Here is a 12,306-nt window from a genome sequence, read left to right on the forward strand (position 1 = left end):
TGATGACTGTACCTAAATCCAGGCAGTTTGATTGAGTACCTAAAAATCCGTTAGCCTGTCCGCCATAAGCAATGCCACTCTGGCTGTGTCTGGAGCTTGCACCAGCATAGGCGGGGTCATATGCACCGCTTGCACCAGTTACCTGTTCACACTGCTCGTGAGTCAACAATTCCATCTTATATCTCCTAAGTTTTCATCCTGAATTACATATGTGCAGCACTGCTAATTTATTGTATCACTTACAACCAGACTCTCCAAAATCGAATTAGGAAATGGAGGGGGTCGATAAATTATAAAAATAAACAGTCACATATAGTAAAAACCGTCAATTTAATGACTCTTTGGCTTATAAAAGCCCATTAGAAAGATAAAGAGATTACAAAAAACTGCGATACAGAGCACATTAACTTTTAGTTTGTGATAACGATGTAAATAGCGTACTTATTTTTAACATTCATAATTGGCAACCAGGTCATTTAGTAAGGGCGCTTTTATCAGCCGTTTCTGCATTGAGCAACTGAATTTCATCTACCGTTTGCAGATATCGCTCCTCTTACAGCTCAACACCAATTGCCGAGCGTCCCAGCTTCATCGCCGCCTTTATCGTTGACCCTGAATCCATGAAAAATCAGCGACCACATCACCCGGCCTACTGCTGGCGTTGATAATCTGCTCCAGCATATCAGCCGGTTTTTCGCAGAGGTGTTTGCCGGGATAGGACTGAACCGGTTTATGCGTCCATACATCCGTATAGAAGTGATCAAGCATTTAATTCAGGATGAACTTGTAATTGCTAATCTAACCTAATAAAACCCAAACGTAATGTATGAACTGGCAGTTAGACATGCTGTGAGACGCCCAGTTATAACGATTGCCGAAAATGGAACTACGATACCATTCGACATTTCAGATGAGCGTACATTATTCTATAAAAATGACATGGCAGGTACTTTTGGATCAATACTTAAGCTAGAAAAGGCGATTTATTAGGCGTTAATTGACAAATAACCAGACAATCCAATATATCGAGTTACAGACACCCTCATTATAAAAGAACCCTCGCAAACCCAATAGCTAAAAAAATACAAATTAAATAGATTGGATTCCATTGAGGAATTAATATCCAAATAATTAAGAATGAGTTCAAATAACTTCATCGAACCGATGCGCCGCAGTAATTACAATAATAAAAGCCGAATAAGAAAAGGAGTCTGTTTTATCGCAGGTGCTAAATTAGGTTATTTTAACGATTTTATTAATCGTTTGGATTTAAAAGATGACTCGAATACGTATCGAAAATTGTCGATAAATCTGCGGAGCCATTCTCAGCTTTCATAGCTTATCCTACTAATGAAAACAATTTATCCTGAACAATTGAAGTAATTAAAAAAACATCAAAATTCTACTCTTTGCCGATATCAGAAATATCAACCTCGCAGGCCGTCCGGGGTGATAAGGTTTCTGCCAGCTCTATTACAACGACGTTCAAAAAGGCCAGAAATCACTGCGGCATAACATGGGCTGAAGGTGCAGCACCTACCTTTCATGAGCAGCGCTCGCTATCGGAACGTCTCTATCGTGAACAGGGTGTGGATACTCAAAAATTACTCGGCCATAAATCTCAAAAAATGACTGATCGCTACAACGATGATCGCGGGAAAGAGTGGATTGTGGTTGCTGTGTGATGATGATTTTATAGACAGTTTTGGGGAAGAGTTTTGGGGAAGTTTTGGGGAAAGAAAAGAAGACGCAAAAAGCCAACACGACTTTTACATCCGTGCTGGCTTTATAATACGTAATGCGGATTACATATTTTCGATGATCGCGTCACCAAACTCTGAACATTTCAGCAGTTTAGCGCCATCCATCAGGCGTTCGAAATCGTAAGTCACGGTCTTGTTAGCGATAGCGCCTTCAACACCTTTCACAATCAGGTCAGCCGCTTCGAACCACTCCAGATGACGCAGCATCATCTCTGCAGACAGGATGACGGAACCTGGGTTCACTTTATCCTGACCGGCATACTTCGGTGCGGTGCCGTGGGTCGCTTCGAACAGGGCACATTCGTCACCGATGTTCGCACCAGGTGCGATACCGATACCGCCAACCTGCGCAGCCAGGGCGTCAGAGATGTAGTCACCGTTCAGGTTCATACAGGCAATCACGTCATATTCAGCCGGACGCAGCAGGATCTGCTGCAGGAACGCATCCGCGATCACATCTTTCACGATGATCTCTTTGCCGGTGTTCGGGTTTTTGAACTTCATCCACGGGCCGCCGTCGATCAGTTCGCCGCCGAACTCTTCTTTCACTAACTGGTATCCCCAGTCTTTGAAAGAGCCTTCGGTGAACTTCATGATGTTGCCTTTGTGAACCAGCGTCAGTGAATCACGATCGTTGGTGATGGTGTATTCCACTGCAGCGCGCACCAGACGCTTGGTGCCCTCTTCTGAACACGGCTTAACGCCGATACCACACTGCTCAGGGAAGCGAATTTTCTTCACACCCATCTCTTCACGCAGGAACTTGATCACTTTGTCCGCTTCGGCAGAGCCCGCTTTCCACTCGATACCCGCATAGATATCTTCGGAGTTCTCACGGAAGATCACCATGTCGGTCTCTTCAGGGCGTTTTACCGGGCTTGGGGTGCCTTTGTAGTAACGTACCGGACGCAGGCAGACGTAGAGGTCAAGCTCCTGACGCAGGGCCACGTTCAGTGAACGAATACCGCCGCCGACCGGGGTAGTCAGTGGGCCTTTGATTGCCACGCGATATTCTTTGATTAAATCCAGCGTTTCCTGTGGCAGCCAGACGTCCTGGCCGTAGAGTTCGACTGATTTCTCACCGGTGTAAATCTCCATCCAGGAGATCTTGCGCTCGCCGTTGTAGGCTTTCTTCACCGCCGCGTCGACCACTTTCAGCATGACCGGGGAAACGTCAACACCGATACCGTCACCCTCAATGTAAGGAATGATCGGATTGTCTGGCACTGTGAGTTTGCCCTGATTCAGGGTGATTTTTTGACCTTCCGCCGGAACAACTACTTTGCTTTCCATTAACCTCTCCTGGGCGTTTGTTAATGATTTGTAAGATGCGGGTCAATACTACTTGAATATTTACGCCACGCCAATCACCGCAATTTCACGTTATAATGCGCCGAATGTTTCTGACTGCAAAGCCCATGCGAAAAACTTCTCAACGAATTCACCAGGATAAACGATTCAGCCGCCCGACACGCGATACGCGGCGTGCGCCTGACCGCCCGGCGGCCCCACGCCGCGTCATTCTGTTTAATAAACCCTTCGACGTTCTCCCGCAGTTCACCGATGAAGCAGGCCGCCGCACGCTGAAAGATTTTGTCAGCGTGACAGCGGTCTATGCCGCCGGTCGCCTCGACCGTGACAGCGAAGGACTGATGGTCCTGACCAACGACGGTGCCCTGCAGGCCGCGCTGACACAGCCCGGTAAGCGCACGGGTAAGGTCTATTATGTGCAGGTGGAGGGCGAACCTCAGGAGGCGGATCTGCAGCCGCTGCGGGATGGGGTTAATCTGAAAGATGGCCTGACGCTGCCCGCCGGCATCGAAAAAGTGGCCGAACCGGCATGGCTCTGGCCACGTCAGCCGCCAATCCGCGAGCGCAAAAATATTCCGACCCAGTGGCTGAAAGTCACGCTTTATGAAGGCCGTAACCGTCAGGTTCGCCGGATGACCGCCCATATCGGCTTTCCTACGCTGCGGCTGATTCGCTTTGCCATGGGAAGCTACACGCTCGACGATCTGGCACCCGGGGCGTGGCGCGACATCAGCGACAAGCCGCGCTGAAGCCTTTTTTATAACCTCAGGTTAACAATTGCGGAGAAAGGATGTTTAAACCTCATGTTACTGTCGCCTGTCTGGTTCAGGCAGAAAGTGAACTGCTGGTGGTGGAGGAGACGATTAACGGTCGCGCCACCTGGAACCAGCCTGCCGGGCATCTCGAAGCCGACGAAACGCTTCAGGAAGCCGCCGCACGCGAGCTTTATGAAGAGACGGGTATCGCCGCGCAGATGCACTATTTCATCGGAATCCATCAGTGGATCGCCCCGGACAGTACACCTTTTGTGCGTTTTCTGTTTGGTGTCGATCTGGCGGAAAAAGCGCCCACGCAGCCGCACGACAGTGACATCGATTGCTGCTGGTGGCTGCCGCCAGCGCGGATTCTCACGGCCTCTAACCTGCGTTCACCGCTAGTGGCGGAGAGCGTACGCCTGTGGCAACAGGGTATCCGTTATCCGTTGCATCTGGTCAGCCCCTTCCAGTGGCCGTTTCATGAGGGTGCGCGCCTGCCTTCAGCATGATAGAATGCGCCGCCTGTTTTTTTATCGTAATGCGAGCGTGTCATGTCTGACAACAGCCAGAAAAAAGTGATCGTCGGTATGTCCGGCGGCGTCGATTCTTCCGTTTCCGCCTGGTTACTGCAGCAGCAGGGTTACCAGGTTGAAGGCCTGTTCATGAAGAACTGGGAGGAGGACGATGGCGAGGAGTATTGTACCGCCGCGGACGATCTGGCGGATGCGCAAGCGGTGTGCGACAAGCTCGGGATTAAGCTGCACAAAGTTAACTTTGCCGCGGAATACTGGGATAACGTCTTTGAGCATTTCCTTGAAGAGTACAAGGCCGGTCGTACGCCTAACCCCGATATCCTCTGCAACAAAGAGATCAAATTTAAAGCGTTCCTGGAGTTCGCCGCTGAAGACCTGGGCGCCGATTTTATCGCGACCGGCCACTATGTACGTCGCAAGGATGTGGCAGGCCAGAGCCAGCTGTTACGCGGGCTGGATGGCAATAAAGATCAGAGCTACTTCCTCTACACGCTGAGTCATCAGCAGATCGCTCAGAGTCTGTTTCCGGTCGGTGAGCTGGAAAAACCGGAAGTCCGCCGCATCGCTGAGCAGCTGGATCTGATTACTGCGAAGAAGAAAGACTCGACCGGCATCTGCTTTATCGGCGAGCGCAAATTCCGCGACTTCCTGGCGCGCTATCTCCCGGCTCAGCCTGGCGAAATCGAAACCACAGATGGCCAGATCGTCGGCGAGCATCAGGGGCTGATGTACCATACGCTGGGACAGCGTAAAGGGCTGGGTATTGGCGGCCTGAAAGAGAGCAAAGATGACCCGTGGTATGTGGTCGATAAGGATGTGGCGCGTAACCGCCTGATTGTCGCCCAGGGTGGCGATCATCCGCGGCTGATGTCCGTTGGCCTGATTGCGCAGCAGCTGCACTGGGTCGATCGCACCCCGATCACCGCCCCACTTCGCTGCACCGTGAAAACCCGCTATCGGCAGACCGACATTCCCTGTGAGATCATTCCGCAGGGCGATGACCGGATTGAGGTGCGTTTCGACGAGCCGGTTGCCGCCGTTACGCCGGGCCAGTCCGCAGTGTTTTATCTTGGCGACATCTGCCTCGGTGGCGGTATTATCGAACAGCGTCTGCCGCTGGTGACAGAGTAAGCGGGCCTGGCCCGCATTGATGACGCGTAAACAGGAGTAACCGTGGCGAAAAATTATCAGGACATCACGCTGGCACTGGCGGGCATCTGTCAGTCCGCGCACCTGGTTCAGCAACTGGCTCAGCAGGGTCACTGCCAGCCGGAGGCGCTGACCGTCTCGCTGCGCAGCGTACTGGATCTCAATCCTGGCTCCACGCTGGCGGTGTTCGGCAACAGTGAAGCGAACCTGCGCCTCGGCCTTGAAACCCTGATGGCGATGCTGAACAGCACCAGCCGCCAGGGCGCCGGTGCTGAACTGACACGCTATACGCTGAGCATGATGGTGCTGGAGCGCAAGCTCAGCGGCAGCCAGTCCGCCATGAACACGCTGGCGCAGCGTATCAGCCAGCTGGATCGTCAGCTGGCGCACTATGAACTGGAATCGGATACCATTCTCAGCGCGATGGCGGCCATCTACGTGGATGTGATCAGCCCGCTGGGTCCGCGTATCCAGGTGACCGGCTCTCCGGCGGTTCTGCAGAATACCCAGGTTCAGAGTAAAGTGCGTGCCACGCTGCTGGCCGGTATCCGTGCTGCGGTATTGTGGCAGCAGGTCGGCGGTGGCCGACTGCAACTGATGTTCTCGCGTCAGCGTTTGCTGCGTGAAGCGAAAACCCTCTTATCCCGGCTGCCACTGACTTACTAAGTCGGTGCGGCAAAACACTGCTAAATGATTCAGGAGTTGCACTGATGGAATTATCCTCTCTGACCGCCGTCTCACCTGTCGATGGTCGTTACGGCGATAAAGTCAGCCCGCTGCGTGCGATTTTCAGCGAATTTGGTTTGCTGAAATTCCGCGTTGAGGTTGAAGTTCGCTGGTTACAAAAACTGGCCGCGACCGCAGAGATCAAGGAAGTTCCTGCATTTGACGCCGACGCAAACGCTTTCCTTGACGCGATTGTTGCCAGTTTCTCAGAAGACGATGCGGCGCGTATCAAAACGATTGAGCGCACCACTAACCACGACGTGAAAGCGGTAGAGTATTTCCTGAAAGAGAAAGTTGCCGATTTCCCTGCCCTGCACGCTGTCTCTGAATTCATCCACTTCGCCTGTACCTCTGAAGATATCAATAACCTGTCGCACGCGCTGATGCTGGAAACGGCCCGCCGGGACGTCATCCTGCCTTACTGGCAGCAGCTGATTGATGCTGTGAAGGGCCTGGCCAGCGAGTACCGTGATATTCCGCTGCTTTCCCGTACTCACGGCCAGCCAGCAACCCCCTCCACCATGGGTAAAGAGATGGCGAACGTCGCTTACCGCATGGAGCGTCAGTTGCGTCAGCTGAAACAGATTGAGGTGCTGGGTAAGATTAACGGCGCGGTCGGCAACTACAATGCTCACATTGCCGCCTATCCTGAAGTGGACTGGCATACGCTGAGCGAAGCGTTCGTCACCTCACTGGGCGTCACCTGGAACCCCTACACCACTCAGATCGAACCACACGACTATATTGCAGAGCTGTTCGACTGTATTGCCCGCTTCAACACTATCCTGATCGACTTCGATCGCGATATCTGGGGCTATGTGGCGCTGAACCACTTCAAACAGAAAACGATTGCTGGTGAGATTGGCTCCTCAACCATGCCGCACAAGGTCAATCCGATCGACTTTGAAAACTCCGAAGGCAACCTGGGTCTGGCGAACGCCGTGCTGCAGCATCTGGCCAGCAAACTGCCGGTTTCACGCTGGCAGCGCGACCTGACCGATTCTACCGTGCTGCGTAATCTTGGCGTAGGTGTGGGTTACGCGCTGATTGCTTATCAGGCTACGCTGAAAGGCATCTCCAAGCTGGAAGTAAACCGCGACCGTCTGCTGGACGAGCTGGATCACAACTGGGAAGTGCTGGCCGAGCCGATCCAGACCGTCATGCGCCGTTACGGCATCGAAAAGCCGTATGAGAAGCTGAAAGAGCTGACGCGCGGCAAGCGCGTAGATGCCGCCGGTATGCAGGCCTTTATCGACAGCCTGGCGCTGCCGGAAGAAGAAAAAGTGCGCCTGAAGCAGATGACACCTGCTAACTATCTGGGCCGTGCTGTCCTGATGGTTGACGAGCTGAAATAGTGCCCGCCGCAGACCGGTGCTCTCCGGTCTGCGTTAACATCCTGTTTAATACATTTCGCGTATACTTTCTGCAGGTTGACTCAAACAGAGTGTAAGGAATTTCTATGCGTGTTCTGGTTGTTGAAGACAATGCCCTGCTGCGCCATCATCTTGCCGTCCAGTTACGTGACATGGGCCATCAGGTCGATGCCGCCGAAGACGCCAAAGAAGCCGACTATTTTCTTCAGGAGCATCTGCCGGATATCGCGCTGGTCGATCTCGGCCTGCCAGATGAAGATGGCATGTCGCTGATTCGCCGCTGGCGCAGTGATGCGGTGCGTCAGCCGATTCTGGTGCTGACCGCCCGCGAAGGCTGGCAGGCGAAAGTCGAAGCGCTGGAGGCGGGTGCAGATGACTACGTGACCAAGCCATTCCACATTGAGGAAGTGGCTGCGCGTCTGCAGGCGCTGATGCGCCGCAATAGTGGGCATGCCTCACAAATCATTGATATGCCGCCGTTCCAGGTGGATCTCTCCCGTCGTGAACTGACGGTTAATGAAGAGCCGGTGAAGCTTACTGCCTTTGAATACACCATCGTTGAGACGCTGATCCGCAACGCTGGCAAGGTCGTCAGTAAAGATTCGCTGATGCTGCAGCTCTATCCGGATGCCGAACTGCGTGAAAGCCACACCATCGACGTTCTGATGGGCCGTCTGCGCAAAAAGATTCTGGCACTGCATCCGACTGACGTTATCGCCACCGTGCGTGGCCAGGGTTATCGCTTTGATCTCTGACCATGTCCTGGTTTAAACGCTATCGCCCTATCTCGCTGCGGGCCCGCTTTCTGCTGGCCTCTGCAGCCATTGTTCTGTTCCTCTCACTCTCTTACGGTATGGTCGCGGTCATCGGCTATGTGGTGAGTTTCGACAAAAATACCTACCGCGTGATGCGTGGCGAGAGCAACCTGTTCTTTACGCTGGCGCAGTGGCACGACAACACGCTCACCATCGCTCAGCCGGAACGGATGACACTCAACTTTCCGACGCTGGTGTTTATCTATGATGAGCATGGCAAGTTGCTGTGGCAACAGCGCGACGTGCCGGATATCCGTAAAAAGATCCGCCGTGAATGGTTACTGAAGCCTGACTTCTACGAGATTGACACCAGCAACCACACCAGTCTGATGGCGATGGGCAACAATCTGAACGCACAGCGACGGCTCAATGACTGGGATACGGACAGCAACGACACCTTTACGCATTCGGTTGCCGTAAACCGTTACGACGCCACCACCAATCTGCCTGCACTCACCATCGTCGTGGTGGACTCGATTCCACAGGAGCTGCAGCACTCAGATGTCGTCTGGTCGTGGTTCAGCTATGTGCTGGCGGCGAACCTGATTCTGATTGTGCCGCTGCTATGGCTGGCGGCGCACTGGAGCCTCCGGCCCATCGGCACGCTGACCCAGCAGGTGCGCGAACTGGAAACCAGCCAGCGCGAAAACCTGGCGGACAATCCACCGCAGGAGCTGCGCAGTCTGGTCCGCAACCTCAATCTGCTGCTGACAAATGAACGGCAACGCTACACCCGTTATCGCACCACCCTGTCTGACCTGACCCACAGCCTGAAAACGCCGCTGGCCGTGTTGCAGAGCACGCTGCGTTCGCTGCGCAACGGCAAAGAGCTGACCGTGGAACAGGCTGAGCCGGTCATGCTGGAGCAGATCAGCCGCATCTCGCAGCAGGTCGGGTACTATCTGCATCGCGCCAGTATGCAGGCCGACCACAACCCGCTGCAGCGCGACCTGCATTCCGTTTCTGGTCTGCTCGACAGCCTCTGTTCGGCCCTGAACAAAGTCTATCAGCGCAAAGGCGTGGCAATTACGCTCGATATCTCCCCGGAGCTGACCTTCGTCGGCGATCAGAACGATTTCATGGAAGTGCTGGGCAACGTGCTTGATAACGCCTGCAAATATTGTCTTGAATTTATCGAAGTCAGCGCCTTTCAGAGTGAAAATGCGCTGCATCTCTACATCGATGATGATGGTCCGGGGATCCCCGAAAGCAAGCGCGACCTGGTGTTTGTTCGCGGCCAGCGCGTGGATACCCTGCGGCCCGGGCAGGGATTAGGTCTGGCGGTGGTGCGCGATATTCTCGAACAATATGAGGGGAACGTCATCGCCTCCGGCAGTGCTCTGGGTGGCGCGCGGATGGAAGTGATCTTTAAGCGCCAGGAAGTCGAACATCGCCGCGAGTAGAAACCTTCCGAGGCTGTTATACTTGCTGGCATTTGCAGCCCTAAGCGGAACCCTTGTATGGACTATCAGCTCGATCTTAACTGGCCCGATTTTATTCAGCGCTACTGGCAGAAACGCCCGGTCGTGCTGAAGCGTGGTTTTAAAAACTTTGTGGATCCTCTTTCACCGGATGAACTGGCCGGACTGGCAATGGAAAACGAGGTGGATAGCCGCCTGGTCAGCCATCAGGATGGTAAGTGGCAGGTCAGCCACGGCCCGTTTGAGAGTTACGATCACCTTGGCGAGAACAACTGGTCGCTGCTGGTTCAGGCGGTTAACCACTGGCATGAGCCGTCGGCGGCGCTGATGCGTCCTTTCCGTTTCCTGCCCGACTGGCGCGTTGACGACCTGATGGTGTCGTTTGCCGTGCCTGGCGGCGGTGTCGGCCCCCATTTCGATCAGTATGATGTCTTTATTATTCAGGGAATGGGCCGTCGCCGCTGGCGCGTCGGGGAGAAGGTGCCGATGAAGCAGCACTGCCCGCACCCGGACCTGCTGCAGGTCGAACCCTTCGACGCCATCATTGATGAAGAGATGGAGCCGGGCGATATTCTCTATATTCCGCCAGGATTCCCGCACGAAGGCTACTCGCTGGAGAACGCCCTGAACTACTCCGTCGGCTTCCGTGCCCCCAGCGGTCGTGAGCTGATCAGCGGATTTGCCGACTACGCGCTGGCCAATGAACTGGGCAGCCTGCGCTTCAGCGATCCGGACGTACCCGCGCGTGACTGCCCGTCGCAGATCCTGCCGCAGGAAATTGAAGGCGTGCGTCAGCTGATGCTGGATGTGGTCAATCAGCCTGAACATTTCGAACGCTGGTTTGGCGAATTTATTTCGCAGTCACGCCACGAACTGGATGTGGCACCGCCGGAACCGCCTTATCAGCCTGATGAGATCTACGATGCGCTGCAGCAGGGCGACGCGCTGAGCCGGTTAGGTGGCCTGCGTGTCCTGACCATTGGCGATGCAGTCTATGTGAACGGGGAGCAGGTTGAGTGTTCGCGTCCCGAGGTGATGGCGGTTCTGGCCCATCACAGTCGCATTACGCTGGACGACCTGGGCGACGCGCTGGATGATCCGGCGGTTCTGGCGCAGATTGCTGGCCTGGTGAATGCCGGTTACTGGTACTTCGGCGACGAATAAGCCGCCCGGCGCCTCCCTGCGCCGCGGCTGAATCAGGCGCTCTGCTATGCTGGCAGAGCGCCTTTTTTAATCCCGCTTCTGCGCCGCCAGCTCTGACAGGCGCACAATTACCTCAACCGACTTTGCCATGATATTCAGTGAAGCGAACTCATGCTTACCGTGGTAGTTGTAGCCGCCAGTAAAGATGTTCGGGCACGGCAGGCCTTTCCATGAAAGGGCCGACCCATCGGTTCCGCCGCGAATTGGCTTCACTACCGGCTCAATGCCGCAGTCGCGCATCGCCTGCAACGCCAGATCGATGATGTGCGGGAACGGCTCAACCTTTTCACGCATATTGCGGTAACTGTTGGTGATTTCGACCGTGATCGAGCAGTCCGAATGCAGGGTCTTGTTGATCTTCTCAGCAATCTGCAGCAGCGTCTCTTTACGCTGCTCAAAACTGCGGGTTTCAAAATCACGGATGATATAGAGCATCTCGGCGTGTTCGACCGTGCCCTTAATCTGATGCAGATGATAGAAGCCCTGATAACCGTCGGTAGACTGCGGTTTTTCGCTGGCCGGCACCGCGGCATGGAACTGGTTAGCCAGATCCAGCGCGTTCACCATCACCCCTTTCGCCGAGCCGGGATGCACGTTGTTGCCGACGATTTTCACGGTAGCCGAGGCCGCATTGAAATTCTCATACTCGAACTCGCCCAGATCGCTGCCGTCGATGGTGTAGGCCCAGTCTGCGGCAAAAGCTTCGACGTCAAAGTGCGAGGTGCCGCGGCCAATCTCCTCATCGGGCGTAAAGGCCACGCGGATAGCGCCGTGCGGCCTGTCGCTGGCAGCCAGCTCCGCCATCGCCGTCATAATCTCGGCGATGCCCGCTTTATCGTCCGCGCCCAGCAGGGTTTTGCCATCGGTGGTGATCAGCGTGTGACCGATCAGCTTGTGCAGCACCGGAAACATCACCGGCGACAGAATCTCGTTGCCGTTACCCAGCGCAATGTCGCCGCCGCGATAGTTCTCAATGATCTGCGGATTCACATGCTTTGCCGTGAAATCGGGCGAGGTATCCATGTGGGAGATGAAACCGATGACCGGCGTCGGCCAGTCAACATTGGCGGGCAGCGTGCCCATGACGCAGCAGTGATCGCTTAAGGTGACATCGACAAAGCCCAGGGCCAGCAGCTCCTCCTGCAGCTGACGCGCCAGCGTCCACTGCCCTTCACTGCTGGGCACCTGGCGCGCCTGCGGCTTAGCCTGGGTCTCAACTGCCACATAACTCAGAAAGCGCTCAAGTAACTGTTCCAT

At 54.5% G+C, this 12,306-nt stretch carries 10 protein-coding genes and 2 pseudogenes; 9 read left to right on the forward strand and 3 right to left on the reverse strand.

The window, feature by feature from the left end:
- Positions 1-553 precede the first annotated feature (553 nt).
- A pseudogene (locus RT657_RS02405) lies at positions 554-753 on the reverse strand (DNA methyltransferase); the annotation flags it as partial.
- Between the two features lie 674 nt (positions 754-1,427).
- On the opposite strand from RT657_RS02405, the pseudogene RT657_RS02410 reads away from it, so the two are divergent.
- Positions 1,428-1,685 (forward strand): annotated as a pseudogene (locus RT657_RS02410) (tyrosine-type recombinase/integrase); the annotation flags it as partial.
- 120 nt (positions 1,686-1,805) lie between these two features.
- On the opposite strand, the gene icd reads toward RT657_RS02410, so the two are convergent.
- The gene (icd, locus tag RT657_RS02415) at positions 1,806-3,056 is read right to left on the reverse strand and encodes an NADP-dependent isocitrate dehydrogenase (protein WP_313652215.1); all 1,251 of its coding nucleotides are present in this window, start codon (positions 3,054-3,056) and stop codon (positions 1,806-1,808) included.
- Between the two features lie 104 nt (positions 3,057-3,160).
- On the opposite strand from icd, the gene rluE reads away from it, so the two are divergent.
- From rluE to RT657_RS02455, 8 genes are all read left to right on the forward strand, one after another.
- Positions 3,161-3,823 (forward strand): 23S rRNA pseudouridine(2457) synthase RluE, encoded by a 663-nt coding sequence (rluE, locus tag RT657_RS02420; RefSeq protein WP_313652217.1) that lies wholly within the window; start codon positions 3,161-3,163, stop codon positions 3,821-3,823.
- 41 nt (positions 3,824-3,864) lie between these two features.
- Complete coding sequence (locus RT657_RS02425) at positions 3,865-4,338, forward strand: NUDIX hydrolase (RefSeq protein WP_313652219.1); 474 nt, start codon at positions 3,865-3,867, stop codon at positions 4,336-4,338.
- A gap of 42 nt (positions 4,339-4,380) precedes the next feature.
- Positions 4,381-5,493 carry a tRNA 2-thiouridine(34) synthase MnmA gene (mnmA, locus tag RT657_RS02430; protein WP_313652221.1) on the forward strand — a complete coding sequence of 371 codons (1,113 nt, stop codon included), beginning with the start codon at positions 4,381-4,383 and terminating at the stop codon, positions 5,491-5,493.
- A 42-nt stretch (positions 5,494-5,535) separates the two neighbouring features.
- The gene (gene hflD / locus RT657_RS02435) at positions 5,536-6,177 is read left to right on the forward strand and encodes a high frequency lysogenization protein HflD (RefSeq protein WP_293769549.1); all 642 of its coding nucleotides are present in this window, start codon (positions 5,536-5,538) and stop codon (positions 6,175-6,177) included.
- A 44-nt stretch (positions 6,178-6,221) separates the two neighbouring features.
- Positions 6,222-7,592, forward strand: a complete 1,371-nt coding sequence (gene purB / locus RT657_RS02440; RefSeq protein ID WP_313652227.1) for an adenylosuccinate lyase — start codon at positions 6,222-6,224, stop codon at positions 7,590-7,592.
- A 104-nt stretch (positions 7,593-7,696) separates the two neighbouring features.
- The gene (gene phoP / locus RT657_RS02445; RefSeq protein ID WP_313652229.1) at positions 7,697-8,365 is read left to right on the forward strand and encodes a two-component system response regulator PhoP; all 669 of its coding nucleotides are present in this window, start codon (positions 7,697-7,699) and stop codon (positions 8,363-8,365) included.
- A 2-nt stretch (positions 8,366-8,367) separates the two neighbouring features.
- Positions 8,368-9,828 (forward strand): two-component system sensor histidine kinase PhoQ, encoded by a 1,461-nt coding sequence (phoQ, locus tag RT657_RS02450; protein ID WP_313652231.1) that lies wholly within the window; start codon positions 8,368-8,370, stop codon positions 9,826-9,828.
- 57 nt (positions 9,829-9,885) lie between these two features.
- Positions 9,886-11,010 (forward strand): cupin domain-containing protein, encoded by a 1,125-nt coding sequence (locus RT657_RS02455; RefSeq protein ID WP_313652233.1) that lies wholly within the window; start codon positions 9,886-9,888, stop codon positions 11,008-11,010.
- 66 nt (positions 11,011-11,076) lie between these two features.
- Here the strand turns inward: RT657_RS02455 and pepT are convergent, their stop codons facing one another.
- Complete coding sequence (pepT, locus tag RT657_RS02460) at positions 11,077-12,306, reverse strand: peptidase T (protein WP_313652235.1); 1,230 nt, start codon at positions 12,304-12,306, stop codon at positions 11,077-11,079.

It is taken from the genome of Pantoea sp. (genome assembly GCF_032114055.1).
In the GTDB taxonomy this organism is placed as follows: Bacteria; Pseudomonadota; Gammaproteobacteria; order Enterobacterales; family Enterobacteriaceae; genus Pantoea.

Excerpts from the sequence above, each read along its gene's own strand:
- purB (WP_313652227.1), top strand. The coding sequence starts at position 6,222 with ATGGAATTATCCTCTCTGACCGCCGTCTCACCTGTCGATGGTCGTTAC.
- RT657_RS02455 (WP_313652233.1), top strand. The coding sequence starts at position 9,886 with ATGGACTATCAGCTCGATCTTAACTGGCCCGATTTTATTCAGCGCTAC.
- mnmA (WP_313652221.1), top strand. The coding sequence starts at position 4,381 with ATGTCTGACAACAGCCAGAAAAAAGTGATCGTCGGTATGTCCGGCGGC.
- phoP (WP_313652229.1), top strand. The coding sequence starts at position 7,697 with ATGCGTGTTCTGGTTGTTGAAGACAATGCCCTGCTGCGCCATCATCTT.
- rluE (WP_313652217.1), top strand. The coding sequence starts at position 3,161 with ATGTTTCTGACTGCAAAGCCCATGCGAAAAACTTCTCAACGAATTCAC.
- phoQ (WP_313652231.1), top strand. The coding sequence starts at position 8,368 with ATGTCCTGGTTTAAACGCTATCGCCCTATCTCGCTGCGGGCCCGCTTT.
- icd (WP_313652215.1), bottom strand. The coding sequence starts at position 3,056 with ATGGAAAGCAAAGTAGTTGTTCCGGCGGAAGGTCAAAAAATCACCCTG.
- pepT (WP_313652235.1), bottom strand. The coding sequence starts at position 12,306 with ATGGAACAGTTACTTGAGCGCTTTCTGAGTTATGTGGCAGTTGAGACC.
- RT657_RS02425 (WP_313652219.1), top strand. The coding sequence starts at position 3,865 with ATGTTTAAACCTCATGTTACTGTCGCCTGTCTGGTTCAGGCAGAAAGT.